Below are 24,444 nucleotides of genomic sequence, written 5' to 3'. Positions count from 1 at the left end.
GGAACAGGGATGGCTAAGCGGTGACGACGTTCTCTCCGCGCGAGATCGTGTCCGAACTCGATCGCTTCATCGTCGGGCAGCACGACGCCAAGCGCGCCGTCGCGATCGCGCTGCGCAACCGCTGGCGCCGCCAGCAGCTCACCGGGCCGCTGCGCGAGGAAGTGGCGCCCAAGAACATCCTGATGATCGGCCCGACGGGCTGCGGCAAGACGGAGATCGCCCGGCGCCTCGCCCGACTCGCCAACGCGCCGTTCCTGAAGATCGAGGCCACGAAGTTCACCGAGGTCGGCTATGTCGGCCGCGACGTCGAGCAGATCGTTCGCGACCTCGTGGAGGTGGCGATCGGCCTGACCCGCCAGGTGAAGCGCGAGGGCGTGAAGGCCAAGGCCGAGGCCGCGGCCGAGAACCGGATCCTCGACGCTCTGGTCGGCCCCACCGCGAGCGCCGCCACCCGCGATAGCTTCCGCCGCAAGCTCCGCAACAGCGAGCTCGACGACAAGGAAGTCGAGCTGGAACTGACCGCCGGCGCGCCCGCAGGGCTGCCGATGTTCGAGATTCCCGGCATGCCGGGCGCGTCCATGGGTGCGATCAACATCGGCGACATGCTGGGCAAGGCCCTCGGCGGCCAGCGCGGCAAGCCGCGCCGCGTCCTGGTCCGCGACGCCTACGCGCCGCTGATGGCCGAGGAATCCGACAAGCTCGTCGACGACGAAGCGCTGGTGCGCGAGGCGATTCGCGAGGTTGAGAACAACGGCATCGTCTTTCTCGATGAGATCGACAAGATTTGCGCCCGCGAGGGCCGCGCGTCCGGCGATGTCTCCCGTGAAGGCGTGCAGCGCGACCTGCTGCCGTTGATCGAGGGCACGACAGTCGCCACCAAGCACGGCCCGGTGAAGACCGACCACATCCTGTTCATCGCCTCCGGCGCCTTCCACGTGTCGAAGCCTGCGGACCTGCTGCCGGAGCTTCAGGGGCGCCTGCCGATCCGGGTCGAGCTGCAGCCGCTCACCGTGGACGACTTCAAGCAGATCCTGACCACCACCGAGGCGAGCCTGATCAAGCAGACCGTCGCCCTGATGGAGACCGAGGGTGTGACCCTCGCCTTCACGGACGACGCGGTGGACGCGCTCGCCCGCGTTGCCGTCGAGGTGAATTCCTCGGTGGAGAATATCGGTGCCCGGCGGCTGCAGACGGTCCTGGAACGGGTGATCGACGAGATCTCCTTCACGGCCACCGACCGATCGGGAGAGACTGTCCCGATCGATGCCGCCTATGTGCGTGCCCGGGTGCAGGATCTCGCGGCCAACGCGGATCTGAGCCGGTTCATCTTGTGAGCATCCTCGGGCGGGGCGCCCCGTCCGCAGTCGCGCTGTCGGTCGCGGCCCTGGTCACCGGCATGGTCTCGCTCCAGTGCGGGGCGACCTTCGCCAAGAGCCTGTTCCCGGCCGTCGGTGCGGCCGGGACCTCCGCGCTGCGGGTCGGCTTCTCGGCACTGATCCTGATTGCCGTATGGCGGCCGTGGCGACGGAGCCTGCCGGCGCGGGAGGCGGGCTGGATCGCGCTCTACGGCGCGGCCCTGGGGCTGATGAACCTGCTGTTCTACCTCGCCCTGGCGCGACTGCCCCTCGGGCCGGCTGTGGCGATCGAGTTCGCCGGGCCGCTGGCGGTCGCGCTGATCGCGTCGCGGCGCCGGTCCGATTTCCTGTGGATCGGCCTCGCAATCCTCGGGCTGATGCTGCTCCTGCCGATCGCCACCACCGACGGGCTCGACCCCGTCGGTGTCGCGCTGGATCTCGGGGCGGCGCTCGCCTGGGCGCTCTACATCCTGTTCGGCCAGCGCGCCGGCCGGGTCGATGGCGGCCAAGCGGTCTCGCTCGGCATGTTCACCGCCGCGCTCGTGGTGGCACCTTTCGGGGTGGCCGAGGCGGGGGCGAGCCTCCTCGCACCCGGAATCCTGCTCTCCGGTCTCGCGGTGGCGATCATGTCGAGCGCCCTGCCCTACTCGCTGGAGATGACGGCCCTTCGCCGCCTCGATCGGAAGAGCTTCGGCGTGCTCATGAGCCTGGAGCCGGCCGTCGCGGCCTGCGCCGGCCTCGTGCTGCTGGGTGAGCGAATCAGTGCCGTTCAATGGCTCGCGATCGGCCTCGTCATCGCGGCCTCCGCGGGAATCACCGTCGGTTCGCGGCGATCCGCACCCCAGGCGGCGATCCTGGAGACGTGAGCGGCGTTACTTGCCGGCGAGAACGCGCGAGGCGACGTTGATGTACTTGCGTCCGGCTTCCTGGGCGTGAAGCACGGCGTCGCCAAGCTTTTCCTCGTCGCGGACGCTGGCGAGCTTGATCAGCATCGGCAGGTTGATCCCCGCGACGACTTCGACCGAACCGCCGTTCATGCACGAGAGCGCCAGATTGGAAGGCGTGCCGCCGAACATATCGGTGAGCACCACCACGCCGTCTCCGGTATTGACGCGACAGACCGCGGACATGATGTCCCGTCGTCGCAGCTCCATATCGTCCTCCGGCCCGATCGTGATCGTTTCGATCTGATCCTGCGGGCCGACCACGTGCTCCAGAGCGGCCTTGAACTCGGTCGCCAGCAGCCCGTGAGTGACGAGCACCATGCCAATCATCGACACGTGTTCCAACGTCCTGTGTGTGCTGCCATGTTGTGCATCGCACAGCCCCCCACAAGGCGAACGCGACTTTTTTGCCCGGACATTGCGGTGATCATGCCATGGCTGCCTCGTGCGCGCCATGGGGGCATACCACCGTTGCGCGACTCGGCGCACCTGTGCGGCTGCGAAGTCACGGCTGCGCTTTTCGCAGCGCCGAACGGATGATCAGCGGCGCGAGGCCCGCGGAACGCACGCCGGCGTCCAGGACGACCCGCAGGAGACTGACCCCGAGGACGATCGCGGCGTCGGCCGGTTCAGGAAGGCGCGGCGCCTCCGCGACGAGATCGACCGCGAGTTGCAGGACCGTCTCGGCCCTTGTCTCAACGCCGAGATCGGCGAGCGCCAGTATGCCCTGCCCCCGCACCTCGACCCGCCCGGCCAGCGTGGGATGGGGCCGGGCCACCAGCCGCCCCTCCTCGACCGCGCAGACGACCCGGTCGTCCGCCACGAAGGTTCCATCCTCGCCGGACGCGAGCAGCAGCGCCAAGCTCGACTTCCCGGACCCGGACTCGCCGCGGACGAGGATCCCAGCGCCTCCGAGCGTGCAGCAGGCGGCGTGGAGAACGATCATCAGGCGTGAAGCTGGCGGGGCGCCGCCGGCAGGCGCACGATGAAGCGCGCGCCGCGGATCGTCGGCTCGCCCTCCTCGTCAGGTGCGCCGGGACGGTTCTCGGCGCGGATCGTCCCGCGATGCGCCTGGACGATCTGGCGCGAGATCGACAGGCCCAGACCCGAATTCTGGCCGAAACCCTGCTCGGGACGGTCGGTGTAGAAGCGCTCGAAGATCCGCTCCAGCGCATGCTCCGGAATCCCCGGCCCCTCGTCCTCGCAGACCAGCTCGACCTCGCCCCGGATCCGCCGCAGCACGACGCGGACCTTCGCGTCCGAGGGCGAGAACGAGCGCGCATTGTCGAGGAGGTTGTTGACGACCTGTCCGAGCCGGCTGTCATGGCCGATGATCGTGAACGGCGCATCGAGGTCCGACGCCGTCGCCTCGACGTCGAGCTGGATGAGGCAGTCCTTGGGCCGGCGTCGCTCGTTGGCCACCGACACGACCGTGGTGAGCAGCCGCCGCAGGTCGACCCGGCGCGCCTCCGCCCGGGCCAGCTCGGCATCGAGGCGCGAGGCGTCGGCGATGTCGCTGATCAGCCGGTCGAGGCGCTTCACGTCGTGCTGGATGATCGCCATCAGCCGCCCGCGCGAATCGTCGGTCTTGGCGAGCGGCAGAGTCTCCACCGCGCTGCGCAGCGAGGTGAGCGGGTTCTTCAGCTCGTGGCTGACATCGGCCGCGAAGCTCTCGATGGCGTCGATCCGCCGGTAGAGCGCCTGGGTCATGTCGCGGAGCGCCCCGGACAGGTGCCCGATCTCGTCGGTGCGCTCGGTGAAGTCCGGGATCTCCTCGCGGGTCTTGATCCCCATGCGCACCTTCTCGGCGGCCTCCGCGAGGCGCCGCACCGGGCCCGCGATGGCGCCCGCGAGCAGGAATGACAGCACCACCATCACGGCCGAGGCGACCAGGAAGACCTGCAGGAGGCCGAAGCGCTCCGAGGCGATGACGCGGTCGATGGCGTCGCCCTGCGTCGAGATGAGTAGCGCGCCGCGGACCGAGCCGGCCCGGTGGATCGGCACGGCCACCGAAACGGTGGTCTCACCGAGCTTGTTGCGCCGGACGAGGCTGCCGCGGTTGCCGCCGAGCGCGGCCTGGACCTCGCGGAGCGAATGGCCGTTGACCGGACCGGTCTCCTCGGCCTGCTCGGTGCGGCTGCGGAACAGGCCACCGAGCTTGGTCTGGATCGTCTCGAAGGCGGATTCGAGCATACCCGGCTTGTGCGGCTTGGGCTCGAGCGGATCCGGCCGCCCGGCATCGCCGCGCTTGAACAGAGTGCGGGTGTCGAACAGGAGGCCGCCCTCCTGGTCGTAGACCCGGGCGCGGTTGCCGGTGGGGGTGACGAGGCGCGAGAGGAGCGGCGCCACCTTCTCGGGGTTGAGCGAGAAGGCGAGCGGCTGCGATTCCTCTTCCACCGCCTCCCCGGCCTGCTGCTGGAGCAGCTTGTCGGGATCGATGCGGATCGTGTCGGTATCGACGGACGCGGAAGCCGCGATCGCCCCCGCGATGATCTCACCCTGGATGGCGAGACTCTGGATCCGGGCCTGGATGAGGCCCTGGCGGAACTGGTTGAGGTAGAGGAACCCGACGAGCAGCGCGATCAACCCGACGAGGTTGAGGACCACGATGCGGCGCGTCAGGCTCGACGAGGCGCGCTGGCCGACCGCGTCCCAAAGGGCGCGGGGCCAACCGAGCGGACGGGACAGGGCTTGGGCCAGCGAGGGACGGGCCGGGGCATCCTCGGCCTGGGCGGGTATGCGGGCGGACACGCGGCGGATCCTGAAGATCACGCCTCCTTGAACCGGTAGCCGACGCCGTAGAGCGTCTCGATCATGTCGAAGCTCTGATCGGTCACCTTAAACTTCTTGCGCAGCCGCTTGATGTGGCTGTCGATGGTGCGGTCGTCGACGTAGACCTGATCGTCGTAGGCCGCGTCCATCAGGGCGTTCCGGCTCTTCACCACGCCGGGACGCTGCGCGAGGGCCTGGAGGATCAGGAACTCCGTCACCGTCAGGGTGACGGGCTCACCCTTCCACGTGCAGGTGTGGCGCTCCGGATCCATCATCAGCGCGCCGCGCTCCAGCGAGCGGGCGGCGACCTCCTCGGCCCCGCGCGGCGTGGCACCGGGAGCCTCCTTGGCGAAGCGGCGCAGGACCGCCTTCACCCGCTCCACGAGCAGCCGCTGCGAGAACGGCTTATGGATGAAGTCGTCGGCGCCCATCTTGAGGCCGAAAAGCTCGTCGATCTCCTCATCCTTCGAGGTCAAAAAGATCACGGGAAGGTCTGATTTCTGCCGCAGGCGTCGGAGAAGTTCCATTCCGTCCATGCGCGGCATCTTGATGTCGAAGATCGCGAGATCGGGCGGCGAATGCCGCAGACCGTCCAGGGCGGAGGCGCCGTCCGTATAGGTCTGGATGCGGTAGCCTTCGGTCTCAAGCGCGATCGACACCGACGTGAGGATGTTCCGGTCGTCGTCGACGAGGGCGATGGTCGGCATGCGCGGTCCCTGACTGAACGGGCTCAGGCGCGGTCCCGGCTCAACGCACAGGCCGCGCCACGTCCCGGCCCCCGAGGGGCAGGCGGACACGCGAGACAGACCGGTTTTGGCACAGCCCGGCTCGCGCAAAGGGACAGGTGCTTTAGTACGGCCGATCGGAAAAAGCGAGCGGCGGTCATAGCTTGGCCGTAACGTCGGTGGTCGCGGCCGATCTGACGCGGTCCCGCCGCCTCGCGCGCCGTCAAGGGCGCCCCTAATGTGGCGGCGGACACGGGCTGCGCTCGCAACGGGGGGAGAGTGCGCGAATGAGCGAGACGATCGAGACCGGATCTGGACCGGGCAGTCCGGCGCGGCCGCTCCCGGCCGAGGCCGCACCGTTCGACGCGATCGGCCTGTCGCGCACCCTCCTGCGCAGCATCCGCTCCGGTGCACTCGCGACGCTCGATCCGGACGGCACGCCCTTCGCCTCGCTGGTCACCATCGCCACCGACACGGACGGCACGCCGCTGATGCTGCTGTCGCGGCTCTCGGCACATACCCGCAACCTGCTCGCGGATCCCCGCTGCTCGCTGCTGTTCTCCCAGGGCGGAAAGGGCGACGCCCTCGCCCATCCCCGGCTGACCGTGGTCGGGCGCGCGGCCCAGACCACCGACGCCCGTGTCCGGGACCGGTTCCTGGCCCGGCACCCGAAGGCCAAGCTCTACGCCGACTTCCCAGATTTCGGCTTCTTCGCCCTCGATCCGTCGGCCGGCCACCTCAACGGCGGCTTCGCCAAGGCGGCGACGCTGACGCGGGACCAGCTGCTCCTCGATCTCGCCGGCGCGGACGCAGTCGTGGCGGGCGAGCGCGGCGCCGTGGAGCACATGAATGCCGATCACGCCGACGCGCTGGCGCTCTACGCCGCCGGATCGGGTGCGGACGCCGGCCTGCCCTGGCGACTCACCGGCCTGGACCCCGAAGGCATGGACCTGATGGCAGGCGATCGCACCGCGCGAGTCCTGTACCCGGAGCGCGTCACCGACATGGGTACGCTGCGCAAGAGCCTGGTTGCCATGGCCGCGCAGGCACGCGCGACCGGCACTGAGGCCTGAGAGCGCAAGGACTTCACGAAGGGGCATGGCGAAAAGTCGCCGGATGCCCCATATCGGGCGCATGAGTGAGACGCAGACAGATACCTACCCCTTCAGCCTTGATGTGGAGCCGGTCGGCGAGAGCGGCTCGTTGTTCCAGTGGAGCATCCGCAAGCACGGCAAGCTGCACCAGCGCTCGGACCGGAAGCATCCGACCGAGGCCAAGGCGCGCTCCCACGGCGAGGCCGAGATCGAGCGCCTGATCCGCGACCGCGGCCGCTGAGCGGCCGTTCGCTCGTGAGCGCCTGACACGTCCTTGAACCGGGGGCCGGCCTATGTTGGCCCCCGTTCTTTTCGTGTCTTGGCCGACCGGATCCGTTTCAGTCGTCCTCCCGGGCCCTACCGCGCAGTCCCGGAATGACAGCGGATGCTTCAACCGGGCTTCGCATCCTCGTCGGCGCTTAGGCCGCGCTTGGCGCCTTCCCGCCACACTGATATCTCGCGCGGGAGCCGCCTCATCCGAACACGTCCCGACGTCAGACGGTGCGCGCCGGCGCGCGCCCCAACGGAATGCCGATGACAGCCCCGATCGACACCATCCGCAACTTCTCGATCGTCGCGCATATCGACCACGGCAAATCGACCTTGGCCGACCGGCTGATCCAGGCCACCGGCACCGTCGCGCTGCGCGACATGAGCGAGCAGATGCTCGACTCGATGGACATCGAGAAGGAACGCGGCATCACCATCAAGGCGCAGACCGTGCGCCTGGAGTACAAGGCTGCAGACGGCAAGGACTACGTCCTGAACCTGATGGACACGCCCGGCCACGTGGACTTCGCCTACGAGGTCTCGCGCTCGCTCGCCGCCTGCGAGGGCTCGCTGCTGGTGGTGGACGCCTCCCAGGGCGTGGAGGCGCAGACGCTCGCCAACGTCTATCAGGCGCTCGACGCCAACCACGAGATCGTCCCGGTCCTCAACAAGGTCGACCTGCCGGCCGCCGAGCCGGACCGGGTCAAGGAGCAGATTGAGGAGGTGATCGGCCTCGACGCCTCCAACGCCGTGCCGATCTCCGCCAAGACCGGGCTCAACATCGAGGCCGTGCTGGAGGCGATCGTCACGCGCCTCCCGCCGCCGAAGGGCAAAAGCGACGCGCCGCTCAAGGCGCTCCTCGTGGACAGTTGGTACGACGCCTATCTCGGCGTGGTGGTGCTGGTGCGGATCATCGACGGCACCCTCAAGAAGGGTATGACCATCCGCATGATGGGCGCGGACGCGGTCTACGGCGTCGACCGGATCGGCGTGTTCCGGCCGAAGATGGCCGATATCGATGCCCTGGGCCCCGGCGAAGTCGGCTTCTTCACCGGCTCGATCAAGGAGGTGGCCGACACCCGCGTCGGCGACACCATCACCGAGGATAAGCGCCAGACCACCGAGATGCTGCCGGGCTTCAAGGAGGTCCAGGCCGTGGTGTTCTGCGGCCTGTTCCCGGTGGACGCGGCCGAGTTCGAGAACCTGCGCTCGGCTATGGGCCGGCTCCGGCTCAACGACGCCTCGTTCTCCTACGAAATGGAGAGCTCGGCCGCCCTCGGCTTCGGCTTCCGCTGCGGCTTCCTCGGGCTGCTGCACCTGGAGATCATCCAGGAGCGGCTGGAGCGTGAGTTCAACCTCGACCTGATCTCCACGGCGCCGTCGGTGGTCTACCGCCTCAAGATGCGCGACGGCGAGGTGAAGGAACTGCACAACCCGGCCGACATGCCGGACATCATGAAGATCGAGTCGATCGAGGAGCCCTGGATCCGCGCCACGATCCTGACGCCCGACGAGTATCTTGGCGGCGTGCTGAAGCTCTGCCAGGACCGCCGCGGCGTCCAGATCGACCTCAACTACGTCGGCAAGCGCGCCATGGTGGTCTACGACCTGCCGCTGAACGAGGTGGTTTTCGATTTCTACGACCGGCTGAAGTCGATCTCGAAGGGCTACGCCTCCTTCGACTACCACGTCTCGGATTACCGCGAGGGCGACCTCGTGAAGATGTCGATCCTGGTGAATGCCGAGCCGGTGGACGCCCTCTTGATGCTGGTCCACCGCACCCGCGCCGAATCGCGCGGCCGGGCGATGTGCGAGAAGCTGAAGGACCTGATCCCCCGCCACCTGTTCCAGATCCCCGTCCAGGCGGCGATCGGCGGCAAGATCATCGCCCGCGAGACGATCAAGGCTCTGTCCAAGGATGTCACCGCCAAGTGCTACGGCGGCGACATCTCGCGCAAGCGCAAGCTCTTGGACAAGCAGAAGGAAGGCAAGAAGAAGATGCGCCAGTTCGGGCGCGTCGAGATCCCGCAGGAGGCGTTCATCGCCGCCCTGAAGATGGACGATTGAAGCACGCTGTCGTTGCGAGCGGAGCGAAACAATCCAGCTGCGCGACGCTCGTCGACGGCCCGCTGCCCTGGGTTGCCTTGCTCCGCTCGCAATGACGATGGTGCCGCTTACCCCGGCGGTAGCACATCGATCTGGATGCCCGAGTAATACGCTGCGAGATTCGCGATATCGGCGTCCGACAGATCCTTCGCCACCACGTTCATGATCTCGTTCTGCCGCTTGCCGTCGCGGTAGTCGGTGAGTTGCTTGACGAGGTACGGCTCGACCTGCCCGGCGAGGTTCGGCGCCTCCGGCAGCTTCGAGAGCCCATCCATCCCGTGGCAGGTCTGGCAGGCGGTCGCGCGCTTCCTGCCCGCGGCGGCATCGCCTGCCTGGGCTGCGAGCGGAACGAGGGTGGCAATCAGGACGAGAAGCGGACGGATCATTTCGGGCTCGGATTGCGCGACGGCACTCTCCTCCCCCGTGTGGGGAGGAGTTGGAGGTGGGGGTGGTGCAGGAGACACCGCAGCGCCTTACCGGAACCACCCCCACCCTCGATCCCTCCCCGCAAGGGAGAGGGAAGACCCCCTTACTTCTCGTACGAGATCCGGTAGATCGCTCCGGCGGAATCGTCCGAGACCAGCAGCGACCCGTCGAGCATCACCGCCACGTCCACCGGGCGGCCGAGATACTCGCCGTCGCCGGTGAGCCAGCCCTCCGCGAACGGCTTGACCGACTCGACCTTGCCGTCGGCGCCGAGCTTGGCGAACATGACCCGGGCGCCCACCGGCTCGGTGCGGTTCCACGAGCCGTGCTCGGCGATGAAGATGCCGCCCTTGTACGCGGCCGGGAACTGCTTGCCGTTGTAGAAGGTCATGCCGAGATCGGCCGCGTGGGGCGGCAGTTCGGCCATCGGCGCGACCGCGTCGGCCGGCGGGGCCTGGTCCTTGTACTCGACCGTGCGGACCGAGCCGCCGCCGAACCACGGGAAGCCGAAGGTCTCGCCCGCCTTGGTGGCGTGGTTCAGCTCACCCGGCGGCTTGTCGTCACCCATGCCGTCGACCTGGTTGTCGGTGAACCAGAGCGTCTTGTCGGTATTGAAGTCCATCCCGACCGAGTTGCGGATGCCCGTGGCGTAGACCTCGCGGTTCTTGCCATCGGCATCGATGCGGATGATGCCGCCGATGCCGGTCTTCTTGTAGAGGTCCATCTTCTCGGCGGGCGGCACGTTGTAGGGCTGGCCGAGCGCGATGTAGGTCTTGCCGTCCGCCCCGACCCGGCAGACCCGGGCGGTGTGGTTGAAGCTCTCCTCGGCGGCCGGGATCAGCTCGCCCTGCTTGACCAGCACGCCGGCGGCGACGTCCGGGTTCTCGTAGAAGAACTCGGCGGCCGGGAAGGCGAGCACCCGGTTCTGCTCCACGACGGTGAGGACGCCGTCCTTCGAGAAGCAGACGCCGTTCGGGATCTTGAACTCGATGCCCGGCGCGAAGGGACGGACCTCGTCGGCGACGCGATCCTTGTCGCGGTCGGTCACCGTGTAGATCTTGCTCTTGCGCGTGCCGACGAACAGCACACCGGCATTGGGGCCGACCGCGATCGAGCGGGCATCCGGCACGACGGCGTAGAGATCGATCTTGAAGCCGTCGGGCAGCTTGATCTTCGACAGGTTCTTGCGGATCGCGTCGGCCCGCCGCCCGGTCTGCGGGACCTCGGCGGCGGCCTGGGTGTTGGTGCTATGGAAGCCCTGGAGCTTCTCCAGATCGTCGGTCTTGGCCTTGGTCTCGGCAGGGGCGGCGCCCTGCGCCAGGGCGGGCAGCACCGCCGCCGGCATGGCCACGCCCGCGAAAAGCGCAGCGAGAAGCAGAGATCGCATCGATGAATTCCTCCCGGCGGCCCTTGAACCAGGGCGTCGCCGAGAGGCAACGATAGAGGCGCGGCAGGGGCCGGCAAGCCGCAGCGGTGACGCGGCCCAAGCCCTGTCGCCTGCCACAGGGTTTCCGGATGGAGCCTCGGTGGAGCCGAGCCGGTCGAGCAGAACCGGCTTCAGGCGACCTTGCGCGGTACGAGGCGCTCGCTGCCCAGCGCGGCATCGGCCCCGGAGACGCCCGCCTCGGTGTACTCGGCGTCCTCGTTGACCCGCCAGACATCATGCCGGCGCCGACCGCAGAGGATGTTCTCCACGGTCAGCATCGCGGTCATCATCGCGTGGTCCTGGTTGTTGTACTTGTGCATGCCGTTGCGGCCGACGAGGTGCAGGCTCGGGAAATCCCGCTCCAGCTCCCGCCGCACGGTGGCGACGTGGGCCGCATAATCCTCGTCGTAGACCGGGTAGGCCTTGGGCTGGCGGACCACGCAGGCATCGACGACGTCGGCCGGGTCGATCAGGCCGATCTGACCGATCTCACGCTTGGCGAGCGCGACCAGCTCGGTATCGTCCGCGTTCCAGAGCCCGTCGCCCTCGAAGCAGAAATACTCCAGGCCGAGGCAGGTATGGTCCGCGTCCGGCACCATCTCGGGCGACCACGAGCGGAAGTTCTGGACGCGGCCGACCTTCACCGACGGATCGTGGATGTAGATCCAATTGTCGGGGAAGTTCTTCTGCGACTTGGCGATCAGCGCCACGGTGAGGAAGTCGCGGTACTTCAGCGCCCGGGCGTTGAAGGTGCTCAGCGGCCGAGGCCGGATCGCGTCGACCAGCTCCCGCACCGGCGCGGAGGAGATCACGTGCCGGGCCGTGAAGGTCTCGCGGCTGCCGTCGGCGCGGCGGGCCGCCACCGTCCAGATGCCGGTGCCGGCATCGTAGCTAAGGGAATCGACGCTGCGATCGAGGTGGAGCTTCCCGCCCTGGGCTTCAATCTTGGCTGCAGCCGCCTCCCACATCATGCCGGGTCCGCGGCGGGGATAGCGGAACGACTCGATCAGCGTCTTGATGACCGGACCGCCGGTCTTGACCGGCTTGCGCAGGCCGAGCGAGCGCTTGAGCCCGTCGCGGATGGCCGCGCCGAGATCGAGGCCCTTGATGCGCTGCGCGGCCCAATCGGCCGAGATCGCGTCGCACGACATGCCCCAGACCTTCTCGGTGTAGGTCTTGAAGAAGATCGAGAACAGGCGCTCGCCGAACTGGTTGCGGACCCAGGCATGAAAGGTCTTCGGGTCCTGCGTCGGCCGCAGCCGGGCATGAAGGTACGAGGCGACGCAGGCCGCGCTGGTGAGCAGGCCGAGGTTCCGGAGCGCCTCGAAGGCCTTCAACGGGTAGGCGTAGTACCGGCCACGATAGTAGATCCGCGACAGGCGCGGCCGCTCGATGAAGTCGTTGGGGAGGATCTCGTCCCAGAGATCGACCACGGCCTGCGACTTCGAGAAGAACCGATGGCCACCGATGTCGAACAGGTAGCCGTTGTACGAGACCGTGCGCGAGATCCCGCCCACCTGAGCGGGATCCCGCTCCAGGACGGTGACGGACCGACCCTGCTTCGACAGCAGGTAGGCGGCGGTGAGGCCCGCGGGCCCCGCGCCGATCACCAGCGTCTCGGTGTGGTGGCTCATCCCCTGCTCCGGCGGTTCGTGGGTCGCACGACGCGCGAAGCGCCGACCTGCCGGGAGCATGGGCCTTCGTGGTTAAGGAATCGCTGGCAGGATCATCAGTGTTGCGCCGACCGAGACGGTCTGCGGCCGCTCCGTACCGGGCTCGGGAGCGCGGCGGACAACCGTCATCCTTGACGCCGTGTTAAGTCCGCCTGACCGACGATGCGCGCCAAGGCACCCGCCGCCCGCTCAGGGTGATCCATCGTGACCGCCTCAGCGCAGACCAGCACCCGGGCGCTCCCCCGCCTCGACAGCCGCACCGCCCTCTGGATCGTCGTCGGACTGTGCGTCGCGACGATGAGCACGCCAGAGGCTGTCTGGGATACGATCCGGCACCTGCGCGTGCCCGACCCTGACGATGCCATGCGCCTCGTCGGGGTCCGTGATCTCGTGTCCGGCCAGGCCTGGTACGACACCGTGCAGCACCGCTTCCTGCCGCCGGACGGCGTGCCGAGCCACTGGTCGCGCCTCGTGGATGCGCCGATCGCCGGAATGATCCTGGCACTGACGCCGCTCGCAGGCCCGGCACTGGCCGAAGGCCTGACGGCCGCGCTGTGGCCGTTGCTGCTGTTCGGGCTGTATGGCTGGGTGCTCTACCGCGGCGTCCGGCACAGCTTCGGCGAAAGGGCGGCCCTTCTTGCGGTCATTGGCGCGACCCAGACATTCGGGGTCACGATCCAGTTTCAACCGGGACGTGTCGATCACCACAACGTCCAGATGATCGCGCTGCTCGGCTTGGCCGCTTGCATGATCCGCGGCGGCTTCCGGTGCGGGCTGATCGGCGGCGGTTTGGCTGCTCTGTCGCTGGCGATCGGGCTGGAAGGCCTGCCCACCGTCGCGATGGCGGCCCTGTATCTGGTCGGCGACTGGTGCCTGCGCGGCCGGCCCGCGCGGCCGACGCTGTCCGGGTTCGGCTTCGGGCTCGGGGCGGCGGCACCGCTCCTGTTCACCGCCCAGACCTCACCCGACCTGTGGGCCGTCCCGCGATGCGACGCGCTCTCGCCACCCTGGCTCTTCCTCGCGTCGGCCGGCCTGATCTTCGTCCTGGCAGCCAATTGGGTCGGCGACCGCCTCGCTACGATGGGCAAGCGCGTGACCCTGGCGGCGTTGTGCGGCGCGATCCTGCTCGGCGGCTTCGCCTTGGTGTTTCCGGCCTGCATGGGTGGGCCGTTCCCGGGCATGCCGCCCTTGGTGCGCGACCATTGGCTGCTGACGGTCAACGAGATGGCCTCGGTGCGGAAGCTCGTCGCGCAAGGCCAGTGGGAAGCGCTGGTCTTCCACCCGGTCGTGGCGCTCGCGAGCCTCACCGCCGCCTGGATGGCGTGGCGCGGCCGCGCGCGGCGCGCCTGGTCGGTGGCGGCCGTGTTCCTGTGGCCCGGCCTGATCCTCGGATTTTTCCAGTTCCGCGGCCTCTACATCGCCGCCGGCTTCGTGCCGCTGGTCGCGGGTGCCGTGCTCGACCGCGCCCTGACGCAGGCAGCCGAATCCGGAATCGGTATGCGCCGCTGGAGCTTCGCGCTCCTCGGCGGCGGGATGGTGAGCACGCTCTGGATGGCGCCCGCGCTCCTGGGTGAGGTTCTGCTCCCGGGCTCGCGCACGGCGCCCGATCCCGGCGGCGCCGCGGCGTGTCAGGGCGATGCGGCGCTGAGGCCGCTGGCCGCCCTGCCGCCGGGCACGGTGCTGGCGCCGATCTTCCTGGGACCGTCGATCCTGCTGCGCACCCCGCACAGCGTCGTGGCCGCTCCATATCACCGCGCCATCCCGGGTCTGACGGCAGCGATCGAGGGCCTGGGCGGCACCGAGTCGGACCTCGATCGCGTGCTGACGGCGTTCCGGATCCGCTATCTCGTCGCCTGCCCGACCCGGCCGGCCGACGACCTCCAGGCTGGGCCCGCCTTCGCGACGCGGCTCGCCCGCGGCGCGGCGGAATCCGACCGGCTCGCACCTGTGGCTGTGCCCGGTCCGCTCAAGGTCTGGGAAGTCGCGCGCTGAGCGTCAGAGCAGGCGGCGGTCGAGCCGGATGATCCGGCACGGATCGCCGGCCCGGGCGGGCGGCTCATGAGGAGCACGGATCAGCAGCGCCTCGGAGCGGCCGAGCACCGCCAGCATCGAGGAATCCTGACGCTGCTCGGGCGTCGCCACGGGCAGCCGGCCCGGCCCGAGGGCGAGGCTCGCCCGCATGTAATCGGCGCGGCCGTCATTGGCCGGGAGATCGCGGCCGAGCGTCGCCGGCTCGCTGCGATCGGCCCCGGCTTGCGGATCGCCCTGGAGCGCGCGGATCGCCGGGACCACGAACAGCAGGCCGCAGACGATGGACGAGACCGGATTGCCGGGTAGCCCGATCACCAGCATCTCGCCGAGGCGGCCGTGCATCAGCGGCTTGCCGGGCCGGAGCGCGACGCGCCAGAAGCCGAGTTCCAGCCCTTCCCGGGTGAGCGCCGCCTCGACGAGATCGTGATCGCCGACCGAGGCGCCGCCGAGCGTGATCAGCAGGTCGGCCCGCGCCGCGCGCGCGCGCCGCAAGGCATCCTCCAGGGCGCCGTGATCATCCGCCGCGATGCCCAGATCGATGATCTCGGCACCGGCCTCCGCTGCCAGGGCGGCAAGCGCGAGGCTGTTCGACGCGACGATCTGATCCCAGGCCGGCGTCGCGCCGGCCTCCACCAACTCGTCTCCCGTCGCCAGAATCGCGACCCGGGGCCTGCGCCGGACCGGCAGGCGCGGGTGGCCGGCCGCGGCCGCCAGGGCCAGGCGGCGGGCATCGAGGCTGTGACCCGCAGTCAGCAGGGTATCGCCCGCGGTGAAATCCAGGCCGGCACGGCGGATGAAGCGGCCGGGCTCGACCGCTTCGAGGACACGGACAATTCCGTCCTCGGCGCGCGCGTCTTCCTGGATCAGGATCGCGTCGGCGCCGTCCGGCACCGGCGCACCGGTGAAGATCCGCACCGCTTCGCCCGGCCCGATGCGCCCGGTGAAGCCGTGACCAGCCGCGCTAGCGCCGATCACTCGCAGGCTGGCCTCGGCACGATCGGCATCGGCGCTGCGCACCGCGTAGCCATCCATGGCGGAGGCGGGGAACGGCGGCTGGGTCCGCGACGCGACGATGTCGGCAGCGAGCGTGCGGCCGGCGGCTTGAGCCAGGGGTACCGTCTCGGCCTCTACCGGGCCGGTGACACTCGCCAGGACCCGCGAAAGTGCCTCGGCGACCGGGATCAGGCCGCTCATACGGCAGGGGCCCGGTAGGCGCCCGACCGGCCGCCATCCTTGGCAATGAGCCGGATGCCCTCGATCCGCATGCCGCGGTCCACGGCCTTCACCATGTCGTAAACGGTGAGACACGCCACCGAGACGGCGGTGAGGGCCTCCATCTCGACGCCGGTCGGGCCCTGGACCCGGACCTCGGCGGCGATGCGCAGGCCGGGCAGCGCGTCGTCGGGCTCGATCTCCACCCGGACCTTCGACAACAGCAGCGGGTGGCAGAGCGGGATCAGCTCGTGTGTGCGCTTGGCCGCCATGATCCCGGCCAGCCGCGCGGTGCCGATCACGTCGCCCTTCTTGGCGTCGCCCTCGCGGATCAGCGCCAGGGTCGTGGGCTCCATCACGATGCGGCCCTCGGCACGGGCGGTACGATCGGTGGCGGGCTTGTCGGTGACGTCGACCATGTTGGCCGCGCCACTGGTATCGAGATGGGTGAGCGTCGTGCCCGGCTGCATCGCTCAGCCCTTCTTCCGAGCCTTGCCGCCCTTGGTGTCGGCGCCTTTGGCCGCGCCGTCACCGAATAGCAGCGCCCGGGTCGCCTGCGTGACGTCGGCCTGACGCATCAGGCTCTCGCCCACCAGGACGACGCCGAGGCCGTTCTCCTGAAGGCGCGCGACGTCGGCATGGCCTCCGATGCCGCTCTCCGCCACCGCGATCCGGTCCTCCGGGATGCCGGGTGCGAGGCGGATCGCCGTCTCGAACGAGACCTCGAAGGTCTTGAGGTTGCGGTTGTTGATGCCGATCAGCGCCGTGCCGAGCGGGACCGCCCGCGCGAGCTCGGCCTCGTCGTGCACCTCGACCAGAACATCCATCCCGAGGAGATGCGCCGTCTCCACGAGCGCGACAGCCTCGTCGTCGTCGAGGCAGGCCATGATCACGAGGATGCAGTCGGCGCCCCAGGCCCGGGCTTCGTAGACTTGGTAGGGCTCGAACAGGAAATCCTTGCGCAGGACCGGCAGCCCGCAGGCCGCGCGCGCCTGCGTCAGGTATTCCGGCCGCCCCTGGAACGACGGCTCGTCGGTCAGGACCGACAGGCAGGTGGCGCCACCCGCCGCGTAAGCGGCGGCCAGGGTCGCGGGATCGAAATCGGCCCGGATCAGACCTTTCGACGGCGAGGCCTTCTTCACCTCCGCGATGAGCGCCGGGCGCCCCTCGGCGCGGTGGGCGCGGATCGCCGCCGCGAAGCCGCGGACCGGATCGGCCTGCGCGACCTTGCGCTCGAGCTTGGCGAGCGGCACGCGCAGCTTGGCTTCGGCGATCTCGCGGCGCTTGTAGGCCTCGATGCGGGCCAGCACGTTCGGCCGCTCGGGCGGCGCCTCCGCGCCGGTCTCGTGGGTCGCCTCTTGCGTGAGCGAGCTCATCGGCCCTCCTGCCCATTGGAGCGGTCGTTCGAGGCTTGGACGAGGCGGGCGAGAGTCGCCCGGGCCGCCCCGGAATCGACCGCATCCTGCGCCCGCGCGAGTCCATCCGCCAGGGTCGGCGCCCGACCCGCGACGACGAGTGCCGCCGCCGCATTGAGAACCGCGATATCCCGGTAGGCGTTGCGTGCCCCCGCCAGCACGGCTTCGAGCGCCCGGGCATTGTCGGCCGGATCGCCGCCACGCAGCTCCTCGGGCGCGCGCAGGGGCAGCCCGAGGTCACGGGGATCGATGGTGAAGCGGGTCAACCGGCCGTCCTCCAGGGCGACGACCCGCGTCGGCCCGGTGACCGTGATCTCGTCGAGCCCGTCGGACCCGTGGACGGTCCAGACGCGGCGGCTGCCGAGTTCGGCCAGAACCCGTGTCAGCGGCTCGGCGAGCGCCTCCTGGGCGACGCCGAAGAGCTGGTAGGCGACGCCGGCCGGATTGCTCAGCGGTCCCAGCAGGTTGAAGATCGTGCGGACCGGCAGCTCCGAGCGAACGGCGGCCACGTGGTGCATGGCCGGGTGGTGGGCCTGCGCGAACAGGAAGCACAGCCCGGCCTCGTCGAGGCAACGCGCCTGACTCTCGGCATCAAGCCCCAGCCGGACGCCGAGGGCCGCCAGCACGTCGGCCGCGCCGGAGCGCGACGTCGCCGCGCGGTTGCCGTGCTTGGCGACCGGCACGCCGCAGGCCGCGACCAGGATCGCCGCCAGGGTCGAGACGTTCACGCTCCCGGAATGGTCGCCGCCGGTCCCGACCACGTCGATGGCGTCCGCCGGCGCCGCGACGCGGGTCATGCGGGCGCGCATCGCCTCGGCCGCACCGACGATCTCCTCGACGGTCTCGCCGCGCACCTTGAGGGCGGCGAGGAACGCGCCGGCCTGAACGGGCGTCACCTCGCCCGACAGCAGGTCGTCGAAGGCCGCGCGCGCCTCGGCGCGGTCGAGGGCGAGGCCCCCGGCGACCTTCGCGAGATGGGGTCTGAAGCTGTCCATGGGTTCTATCGGAGGGCCGCCCCGGCCTCCGGGCGTCAATGCACGTCGGCGCGGGTCCTGTCACGCGCCGCGTTCCAGGCCGCGGCGAGATCCAGGAAGTTCTTCACGATCTCCGTGCCGTGCTGCGAGCGGATGCTCTCCGGATGGAACTGGACGCCGTGGAGCGGGCGCTCGGCATGCTCCAGGCCCATGATCAGGCCGTCCGCCTCGGCGGTGACCCGCAGCGTGTTCGGGCAGCTCGCGTGATCGACCACGAGGGAGTGATAGCGCGTCGCCTCGAAGCTGTCGTTGAGGCCGCGGAACAGGCCGCGCGCGCCGTGGCGGATGGTCGAGACCTTGCCGTGCAGCGGCAGGGGCGCCCGCACCACGTCGCCCCCAAAGGCCTGGCCGATCGCCTGGAGCCCGAGGCAGACGCCGAAGATCGGGATCTCCTCGGAGAGGTCCCGCACCACGTCGAGGCAGATCCCCGCCTCGTTCGGCGTGCACGGGCCGGGCGAGAGCACGATCGCATCCGGCGCCTTGGCGCGGATCTCGGAGACGGTGAGCGCGTCATTGCGCACGACATCGATCGCGCCGCACAGCGGTCCGATCAGATGGACCAGATTCCACGTGAAGGAATCGTAGTTGTCGATGACGAGGACGTTGGACATCGCGGCGGCACGCTCGGGCATGCAGGCGATGTGACCGCTCGGGACGATGGGGTCAACCGTGCACGGCGCACGGCGCGCCCCTCCGATCCGAAGACCTCATCGTGAGGTGCTCGCATCGGCGGGCGTCGAAGGCGGGATCCAGGGATCGCGGCGCTGTCCGGAGACCTCCGCAGCGCTTTAGCAGCTCAGGATGAGGGCGCGTTCGGGAAAGTCCGGAGCGCAGCCCGCTACTGACCCCGCTTCGCCTGTGCGGCGAACCGCACCGCCTCCTCGGCGGCCCGGAACAGGGCCTTGGCCTTGTTGACGCATTCCTGCTGCTCGGAGGCGGGATCGGAATCGTAGACGATCCCGGCGCCGGCCTGGACGTGCATCCGCCCGTCCTTCACCACGGCGGTGCGCAGGACGATGCAGGTGTCCATCTCGCCGCGCGCGCCGAAATAGCCGATGCACCCGGCATAGGGTCCGCGCTTCTCGCGCTCGAGCTCGTCGATGATCTCCATGGCGCGCACTTTCGGCGCACCCGAGACCGTGCCGGCCGGGAAGCCCGCCGCCAGGGCGTCGAGCGGGTCGTGACGCGGGTCGAGATCGCCCTCGACGTTCGACACGATGTGCATGACCTGGCTGTAGCGCTCGATGAAGAACGAGTCGGTCACGCGCACGCTGCCGATCCGCGAGACGCGCCCGGCATCGTTGCGCCCGAGGTCGAGCAGCATCAGGTGCTCGGCCCGCTCCTTCGGGTCGGCGAGGAGTTCCTCGGCCAGAGCCGCGTCCTCGGCCGGCGTGGCGCCGCGGCGGCGCGTCCCGGCGATCGGCCGGACCGTGACGGTGCCCTCGCGCACCCGCACGAGGATTTCCGGCGAGGAGCAGACGATCTGGAAAGCCTCGAAGTCGAGGTAGCAGAGGAACGGCGCCGGGTTGGTGCGGCGGAGCGATCGGTACAGGCTGAAGGCCGGGAGCGTGAACGGCGCCGAGAAGCGCTGGGACAGCACCACCTGGAACACGTCCCCGGCGACGATGTACTCCTTGGCCCGCGCCACCATGGCGAAGAACTCGTCGGGCGACGTGTTCGAGACCGGCTCCGGATGGGCCACCGCGGAGAGGTCGATCCGCGCCTCGATCGGGAGCGGCCCCTCAAGCGCGGCCGCCACCCGGTCGAGGCGCTGGAGCGCGTCCTCGTAGGCCGCCCGGGCCGCAACGCCCCCTGAGGGCCGCACCGGCGAGACCACGGTGATGAGGTCGCGGATCGAATCGAAGACCACCATCACCCGGGGCCGGATCAGGATCGCGTCCGGCACCCCGAGGGGATCGGGGTTGGGCTCCGGCAGCCGCTCCATGGCGCGGACCATGTCGTAGCCGAGATAGCCGAACAGGCCGGCGGCCATCGGCGGCAGATCCTCGCCCTCCGACGCGCCGATCGCGCTCTCGGCGATCAGGGCCCGCAGGCTCGCGAGCGGCGCCCGGTCGTCGGGCTCGAAGCGCGTCAGATCGGCACCGCGCGCGATGGCGGCGGCGCCGTCCCGGCAACGCCAGACGAGGTCCGGATCGAGGCCGATCATCGAGTAGCGCCCGCGGACGGCGCCGCCCTCGACCGATTCGAGCAGGAAGGCCGATCCCGCGTGCCGGGCACGCAGCTTCAGGAACGCCGCCACCGGCGTCTCCAGATCGGCCACGAGGCTCAGCGCGACGAAGCTCGGCTGGCCGGCCTCGTAGCGTTCAGCGAAGGCAGCGTAATCGGGAGCCTCGGCCATGCCTCAATACTCGCCGCCGATCGCGCGGCGCAGGGCCGGCGCATCGATCTTCACGCCCGCGTTCTTCTGGACCTCGGCGATGTACTGGGACAGCACATCGTCGGCGAGCGCGGCCTGGAAGTTCTGCGTGATCGTCCGGTCGCTCGGGCTGTCGGCGACGAAGGCCGGCATCGTCGCGGCCGTGACCTTGAAGACCGCCCGGGAATCGTTCGCCGCCGCGGTCCCGGCCTTGCCGACGGGCGTGGCGAAGATCAGGTTGACGTCATCGGTCGTCAGCATGTCCTTGGCCTGGTTGCGGGCCAGATCCTGCACCTCCTGCGGGTTGACGCCGACGTCCTTGGCGACGTCCTCCAAGGACTCGCCCTTGTTGAGCTTCTCCGTCAGCTCGCGCCCCTTGGCCTGCAGGCGCTTGGCGATCTCGGCGGTGGTCCAGCCGGCCTTCACGCCGTCCTTGACCTGATCGAGCGGCTTGTCGTGGGCGGGGTCGATGTTGGTGACGTCGTACCAGACATAGCCGCCGGCCTTGGTGCGCAGGGGCTCGTTGTCGCCGCCGATTTCGGCGCGGAACAAGGCCGGGAGGGTCGTGTCGGGATCGGGGATGTCGCCGACCTTCCGGCCCTCCGGATCCTTGCCGTTGGGATCGACAGCCTTCACGGACACGAGCTTGAGCCCGCGCTCGGCCGCGATGTCGGTGAGCGGCTTGGCGCCGGCGCGCTGATCCTCAATGGCGTCGCGGGTCGTCTCCATCGCGTCGCGGGCGCGGGCCAGGGCGAGGCCCTTGCGGATCTCGCCTTCGACCTGCTCGAACGGCTTCACGGTCCCCGGCTCGATCTTGGTCACACGCAGGAGCACCGTCCCGAAGCGGCCCTGGACCGGCTGGCTCACGCCGCCCTCCGGCAGCGCAAAGGCGGCATCGCCCACCGCCTTGTCGAACAGCTCGCTCTTGGTGAGCGTGCCGAGGGTCAGATCCTTCTCGTCGGTGCCCCGCTCCGTCGCGACCGCCTCGAAGGTCTTGGAGCCGTCCTCAATCGCCTTGCGGGCGGCCTCGGCGGCGGCGCTGTCGGGGAACACGATCTGCTGGATCGTGCGCTTCTCCGGGCTGCCGTAGCGATCCTTGTTCAGCCCGTAGGCGGCGCGGGCATCGGCGTCGGTGATCGCCTCGGGCTTGGCCATCGCTTCCGGATCGACCACCAGGAGATTGGCGGACCGGAATTCGGGGGCGCGGAAGCCGGACTTGTTGGCCTCGTACCAGGTCTTCAGCTCCTCGTCGGTCGGATCTGGGATCTGGCCCGCCGTCGAGGGCGTCAGCATCAGGTAGGACGCCGCGCGGCGCTCGGTCGTGTAGCGGTGGACCGCTTCACGCAGGGCCACCGGCACGTGCAGGTCGGACGACACCGCCTCGGCGAGCTGGAGCCGCGCGATCACCGAGCGCTGTTCGCGCACGAACATGCCCTCGTTCAGGCCGGCGCGCTGCAGGGTCTGGTAGAACAGCTGCGGCTCGAACTGGCCCTGCTGGTTCTGAAAGCTCTTCTCGTCGTGGATCGCCTTGATCACCGAGGAATCCGGCACGGCGAGGCCCAGATCATGGGTCTTCTGATCGAGGGCAGCCTCGGTGATCAGCTGCGACATCACCTGCCGGTCGAGGCCGAGCATCCGCGCCTGGTCGGGGGTGAGCGCGCGCTTCAGCTGCGCCTGATAGCGCTGCATCTGATTCTGATAGGCCGACCGCACCTGCTCGGCGGTGATCGGCGTGCTGCCGACGGTCGCCACGTTGTTGCTGGCGCCGCCCCGGAAGAACTCCTCGACGCCGTAGATGCCGACGCCGGCGATCAGCAGCGTGAAGACGACCGTCAAGACGATCTTGCCGAGCCAGTGCTGGCTCGCGTTGCGGATGCCCTGAAGCATGGTCTGTGATCGAATACCTTCAGCGGCCGATCCGTCGCCGGACCGGCACTCTCCCTGAGAGCCGACCGCGATAGACCATTCGCGTGCACAGGCAAAGGCTCGGGCGCCGCACTCCGTTTGCGCGCTCAAGCTCGCTCTGGTAGGCCGCGACAACTTCGGAACAGCCGCGGCGGAAAGAGGGCGGGAATGACGCAGTCGGGGCGCAGGCCGCTGGTCGCCGGCAATTGGAAGATGAACGGCACGCGGGCGTCGATCCAAGTGGTCGAGGCGATTCGCGAGCGCCTCTCGCCGGACCTCGCCGCCCGCATCGACGTGCTGATCTGCCCGCCCGCGACCCTGATCGGCTCCTGCGTGGCGGCCGCCGCCGGCTCCCCGATCGCCATCGGCGGCCAGAACCTGCACGCCCGCCCGAGCGGCGCCTTCACGGGCTCGATTTCGGCCGAGATGCTCGCCGATCTCGGCGCCAAGTACGTGATCGTCGGCCATTCCGAGCGGCGGGCCTACCACCACGAGACCGATGACGGCGTCCACGCGAAGGCGCTGGGCGCGCGCCGCGCCGGCCTGTGCGGCATCATCTGCGTCGGCGAGACCATCGAGGAGCGCGAGCAGGGCCGCGCCCTCGACATCGTCCGCGCCCAGCTCGCCATCGGCCTGCCGAAGGGTGCGACCGCGGCCGACACGGTGATCGCCTACGAGCCGGTCTGGGCGATCGGCTCCGGCCGCACCCCGACGCCGCGCGACATCGCCGAGGTCCACGCGTCGCTCCGGGAGATGCTCGACAAGCTCGTCGGCGACGAAGCGCAGAAGATCCGCATCCTCTACGGCGGCTCGGTGAAGCCCGGGAACGCGAAGGAACTCCTGTCCGTCGACAACGTCGACGGCGCCCTGGTCGGCGGTGCGAGCCTCGTGGCCGAGGATTTCCTGGGGATTTGCGCCGCCTATTCGTGAGCGCGCCTGCGCGCCGCGATCATGAAGCAAGATGCGGCGTGCGTTACAGATTCATCTTCCGATCGATTGTTAATCCGCGCCGTCATTCCGGGTCGCCGAAGGCGAGCCCGAAATCCAGTCTCGCTGTCGGTGCACGTTCTCGGCGCGCCGGCGGTTCTGGATCCCGGGCTCCGCTGCGCGGCCCCGGGATGACGGGGCGCCGCTGAAACGCCCGGCTCCGTTCGGGATGACGGTCGAACCGAGGCGCCGTCAGATCTTGAATGCCTGACGGGCCATCAGCCGCCAGCGCCCGCCGTCCCGGCGCCAGACCTGCATCACACCGATATGCACCGGGGAGGTCTTGCCGTTCGCGGTGGACTCGCCGGTGAAGACGTGGCGCGCGATGGCATCGTCACCGACGATCGAGACCGACCGGTCGGACAGGGTGATGCTCGGAAAGGAGGCGCGCTTGGTCGCGAGCGGCTCGATGAAGGCCGCCTTGTCCTGAACCAGCCCGCTCGAATGGCCGTAGCTCAGCCCGTCGAGGGTCAGGGCTTCCAGGGCCGGCCCGTCGCCGGCGAGCAGGGCCTTGGTCAGGGCGTCCACCGCCTCCTCCACGGCGGCGGCGTCCGAACCGGCGGCCGTGCCGGGACGCGTCCGCAGCAGGACAGGCGTGGCGAGGGCAGCGGCCAGCGCTGCGCGGCGTGAGATCGGCATGGCTTCCTTCCCGGATGGGGCGGCGGATTGGGTGCGCCGTCCTACGATCCGAG

22 protein-coding genes are annotated in these 24,444 nt (G+C 69.6%); 7 read left to right on the top strand and 15 right to left on the bottom strand.

Annotated elements, in window-relative coordinates; translation table 11 throughout:
- Positions 1-20 precede the first annotated feature (20 nt).
- A complete protein-coding gene (gene hslU, locus ABIE45_RS11240) occupies positions 21-1,334 on the top strand; it encodes an ATP-dependent protease ATPase subunit HslU (protein WP_192706791.1) in 1,314 nt (437 codons plus the stop codon).
- Positions 1,335-1,336: 2 nt separating this feature from the next.
- The gene (locus ABIE45_RS11235) at positions 1,337-2,221 is read left to right on the top strand and encodes a DMT family transporter (RefSeq protein ID WP_192707358.1); all 885 of its coding nucleotides are present in this window, start codon (positions 1,337-1,339) and stop codon (positions 2,219-2,221) included.
- Between the two features lie 6 nt (positions 2,222-2,227).
- On the opposite strand, the gene ABIE45_RS11230 is transcribed toward ABIE45_RS11235, so the two are convergent.
- The 4 genes from ABIE45_RS11230 to ABIE45_RS11215 all read right to left on the bottom strand — a co-directional run bounded on the left by ABIE45_RS11230 (position 2,228) and on the right by ABIE45_RS11215 (position 5,778).
- Positions 2,228-2,629, bottom strand: a complete 402-nt coding sequence (locus tag ABIE45_RS11230) for a PTS sugar transporter subunit IIA (RefSeq protein ID WP_010682249.1) — start codon at positions 2,627-2,629, stop codon at positions 2,228-2,230.
- 175 nt (positions 2,630-2,804) lie between these two features.
- Positions 2,805-3,245, bottom strand: coding sequence for an aldolase (locus tag ABIE45_RS11225; RefSeq protein WP_192706790.1), 441 nt, complete (start codon positions 3,243-3,245; stop codon positions 2,805-2,807).
- Positions 3,245-4,999: a HAMP domain-containing sensor histidine kinase gene (locus ABIE45_RS11220; protein WP_210331612.1), complete on the bottom strand. Its 1,755-nt coding sequence runs from the start codon at positions 4,997-4,999 to the stop codon at positions 3,245-3,247. The genes ABIE45_RS11225 and ABIE45_RS11220 overlap by 1 nt, the downstream gene beginning before the upstream one ends.
- A 68-nt stretch (positions 5,000-5,067) precedes the next feature.
- Entirely contained in the window at positions 5,068-5,778 is a 711-nt protein-coding gene (locus tag ABIE45_RS11215) for a response regulator transcription factor (protein WP_010682252.1), read from the bottom strand.
- 305 nt (positions 5,779-6,083) lie between these two features.
- Here ABIE45_RS11215 and ABIE45_RS11210 point away from each other — a divergent pair, with 305 nt between their 5' ends.
- From ABIE45_RS11210 to lepA, 3 genes are all read left to right on the top strand, one after another.
- A complete protein-coding gene (locus ABIE45_RS11210) occupies positions 6,084-6,869 on the top strand; it encodes a DUF2470 domain-containing protein (protein ID WP_192706788.1) in 786 nt (261 codons plus the stop codon).
- Positions 6,870-6,894: 25 nt separating this feature from the next.
- Positions 6,895-7,131: a hypothetical protein gene (locus ABIE45_RS11205; protein ID WP_373622302.1), complete on the top strand. Its 237-nt coding sequence runs from the start codon at positions 6,895-6,897 to the stop codon at positions 7,129-7,131.
- Between the two features lie 293 nt (positions 7,132-7,424).
- Positions 7,425-9,227, top strand: coding sequence for a translation elongation factor 4 (gene lepA / locus ABIE45_RS11200; RefSeq protein WP_192706787.1), 1,803 nt, complete (start codon positions 7,425-7,427; stop codon positions 9,225-9,227).
- A 107-nt stretch (positions 9,228-9,334) separates the two neighbouring features.
- Here lepA and ABIE45_RS11195 read toward each other — a convergent pair whose 3' ends face one another.
- The 3 genes from ABIE45_RS11195 to ABIE45_RS11185 form a co-directional block, all read right to left on the bottom strand.
- Positions 9,335-9,652, bottom strand: a complete 318-nt coding sequence (locus tag ABIE45_RS11195) for a cytochrome c (protein ID WP_192706786.1) — start codon at positions 9,650-9,652, stop codon at positions 9,335-9,337.
- Between the two features lie 143 nt (positions 9,653-9,795).
- Positions 9,796-11,079 (bottom strand): sorbosone dehydrogenase family protein, encoded by a 1,284-nt coding sequence (locus ABIE45_RS11190; RefSeq protein WP_192706785.1) that lies wholly within the window; start codon positions 11,077-11,079, stop codon positions 9,796-9,798.
- Positions 11,080-11,249: 170 nt separating this feature from the next.
- Complete coding sequence (locus tag ABIE45_RS11185; protein WP_192706784.1) at positions 11,250-12,752, bottom strand: NAD(P)/FAD-dependent oxidoreductase; 1,503 nt, start codon at positions 12,750-12,752, stop codon at positions 11,250-11,252.
- A 243-nt stretch (positions 12,753-12,995) separates the two neighbouring features.
- Here ABIE45_RS11185 and ABIE45_RS11180 point away from each other — a divergent pair, with 243 nt between their 5' ends.
- Positions 12,996-14,783, top strand: a complete 1,788-nt coding sequence (locus tag ABIE45_RS11180) for a hypothetical protein (protein ID WP_192706783.1) — start codon at positions 12,996-12,998, stop codon at positions 14,781-14,783.
- A gap of 3 nt (positions 14,784-14,786) precedes the next feature.
- Here ABIE45_RS11180 and glp read toward each other — a convergent pair whose 3' ends face one another.
- From glp to ABIE45_RS11145, 7 genes are all read right to left on the bottom strand, one after another.
- Positions 14,787-16,016: a gephyrin-like molybdotransferase Glp gene (gene glp / locus ABIE45_RS11175; protein WP_192706782.1), complete on the bottom strand. Its 1,230-nt coding sequence runs from the start codon at positions 16,014-16,016 to the stop codon at positions 14,787-14,789.
- Positions 16,013-16,504, bottom strand: coding sequence for a cyclic pyranopterin monophosphate synthase MoaC (gene moaC / locus ABIE45_RS11170; protein ID WP_192706781.1), 492 nt, complete (start codon positions 16,502-16,504; stop codon positions 16,013-16,015). Before moaC ends, glp begins: the two co-directional genes overlap by 4 nt.
- 3 nt (positions 16,505-16,507) lie before the next feature.
- Positions 16,508-17,410, bottom strand: a complete 903-nt coding sequence (gene trpC / locus ABIE45_RS11165; RefSeq protein ID WP_192706780.1) for an indole-3-glycerol phosphate synthase TrpC — start codon at positions 17,408-17,410, stop codon at positions 16,508-16,510.
- On the bottom strand, positions 17,407-18,444 hold the full coding sequence (gene trpD / locus ABIE45_RS11160) for an anthranilate phosphoribosyltransferase (RefSeq protein ID WP_192706779.1): 1,038 nt from the start codon (positions 18,442-18,444) through the stop codon (positions 17,407-17,409). The genes trpC and trpD overlap by 4 nt, the downstream gene beginning before the upstream one ends.
- 35 nt (positions 18,445-18,479) lie before the next feature.
- Positions 18,480-19,094: an aminodeoxychorismate/anthranilate synthase component II gene (locus tag ABIE45_RS11155; RefSeq protein WP_192707357.1), complete on the bottom strand. Its 615-nt coding sequence runs from the start codon at positions 19,092-19,094 to the stop codon at positions 18,480-18,482.
- 227 nt (positions 19,095-19,321) lie between these two features.
- The gene (trpE, locus tag ABIE45_RS11150; protein WP_192706778.1) at positions 19,322-20,842 is read right to left on the bottom strand and encodes an anthranilate synthase component I; all 1,521 of its coding nucleotides are present in this window, start codon (positions 20,840-20,842) and stop codon (positions 19,322-19,324) included.
- A 3-nt stretch (positions 20,843-20,845) separates the two neighbouring features.
- Complete coding sequence (locus ABIE45_RS11145; RefSeq protein ID WP_192706777.1) at positions 20,846-22,747, bottom strand: peptidylprolyl isomerase; 1,902 nt, start codon at positions 22,745-22,747, stop codon at positions 20,846-20,848.
- A gap of 186 nt (positions 22,748-22,933) precedes the next feature.
- Here ABIE45_RS11145 and tpiA point away from each other — a divergent pair, with 186 nt between their 5' ends.
- Positions 22,934-23,695, top strand: coding sequence for a triose-phosphate isomerase (tpiA, locus tag ABIE45_RS11140; protein ID WP_192706776.1), 762 nt, complete (start codon positions 22,934-22,936; stop codon positions 23,693-23,695).
- 249 nt (positions 23,696-23,944) lie between these two features.
- On the opposite strand, the gene ABIE45_RS11135 is transcribed toward tpiA, so the two are convergent.
- Positions 23,945-24,391 (bottom strand): nuclear transport factor 2 family protein, encoded by a 447-nt coding sequence (locus tag ABIE45_RS11135; RefSeq protein ID WP_192706775.1) that lies wholly within the window; start codon positions 24,389-24,391, stop codon positions 23,945-23,947.
- Positions 24,392-24,444 lie beyond the last annotated feature (53 nt).

Source organism: Methylobacterium sp. OAE515, assembly GCF_041806315.1.
GTDB classification, from domain to species: domain Bacteria; phylum Pseudomonadota; class Alphaproteobacteria; order Rhizobiales; family Beijerinckiaceae; genus Methylobacterium; species Methylobacterium tardum.
The sequence above is the reverse complement of the archived record's forward strand: the minus strand, read 5'-3'. Positions and strand labels throughout refer to the sequence as shown.

Excerpts from the sequence above, each read along its gene's own strand:
- ABIE45_RS11145 (WP_192706777.1), bottom strand. The coding sequence starts at position 22,747 with ATGCTTCAGGGCATCCGCAACGCGAGCCAGCACTGGCTCGGCAAGATC.
- glp (WP_192706782.1), bottom strand. The coding sequence starts at position 16,016 with ATGAGCGGCCTGATCCCGGTCGCCGAGGCACTTTCGCGGGTCCTGGCG.
- ABIE45_RS11230 (WP_010682249.1), bottom strand. The coding sequence starts at position 2,629 with ATGATTGGCATGGTGCTCGTCACTCACGGGCTGCTGGCGACCGAGTTC.
- ABIE45_RS11195 (WP_192706786.1), bottom strand. The coding sequence starts at position 9,652 with ATGATCCGTCCGCTTCTCGTCCTGATTGCCACCCTCGTTCCGCTCGCA.
- lepA (WP_192706787.1), top strand. The coding sequence starts at position 7,425 with ATGACAGCCCCGATCGACACCATCCGCAACTTCTCGATCGTCGCGCAT.
- ABIE45_RS11210 (WP_192706788.1), top strand. The coding sequence starts at position 6,084 with ATGAGCGAGACGATCGAGACCGGATCTGGACCGGGCAGTCCGGCGCGG.
- tpiA (WP_192706776.1), top strand. The coding sequence starts at position 22,934 with ATGACGCAGTCGGGGCGCAGGCCGCTGGTCGCCGGCAATTGGAAGATG.
- trpC (WP_192706780.1), bottom strand. The coding sequence starts at position 17,410 with ATGAGCTCGCTCACGCAAGAGGCGACCCACGAGACCGGCGCGGAGGCG.
- ABIE45_RS11155 (WP_192707357.1), bottom strand. The coding sequence starts at position 19,094 with ATGTCCAACGTCCTCGTCATCGACAACTACGATTCCTTCACGTGGAAT.
- ABIE45_RS11225 (WP_192706790.1), bottom strand. The coding sequence starts at position 3,245 with ATGATCGTTCTCCACGCCGCCTGCTGCACGCTCGGAGGCGCTGGGATC.
- ABIE45_RS11215 (WP_010682252.1), bottom strand. The coding sequence starts at position 5,778 with ATGCCGACCATCGCCCTCGTCGACGACGACCGGAACATCCTCACGTCG.
- moaC (WP_192706781.1), bottom strand. The coding sequence starts at position 16,504 with ATGCAGCCGGGCACGACGCTCACCCATCTCGATACCAGTGGCGCGGCC.
- ABIE45_RS11190 (WP_192706785.1), bottom strand. The coding sequence starts at position 11,079 with ATGCGATCTCTGCTTCTCGCTGCGCTTTTCGCGGGCGTGGCCATGCCG.
- ABIE45_RS11135 (WP_192706775.1), bottom strand. The coding sequence starts at position 24,391 with ATGCCGATCTCACGCCGCGCAGCGCTGGCCGCTGCCCTCGCCACGCCT.
- ABIE45_RS11185 (WP_192706784.1), bottom strand. The coding sequence starts at position 12,752 with ATGAGCCACCACACCGAGACGCTGGTGATCGGCGCGGGGCCCGCGGGC.
- trpE (WP_192706778.1), bottom strand. The coding sequence starts at position 20,842 with ATGGCCGAGGCTCCCGATTACGCTGCCTTCGCTGAACGCTACGAGGCC.
- ABIE45_RS11205 (WP_373622302.1), top strand. The coding sequence starts at position 6,895 with ATGGCGAAAAGTCGCCGGATGCCCCATATCGGGCGCATGAGTGAGACG.
- trpD (WP_192706779.1), bottom strand. The coding sequence starts at position 18,444 with ATGGACAGCTTCAGACCCCATCTCGCGAAGGTCGCCGGGGGCCTCGCC.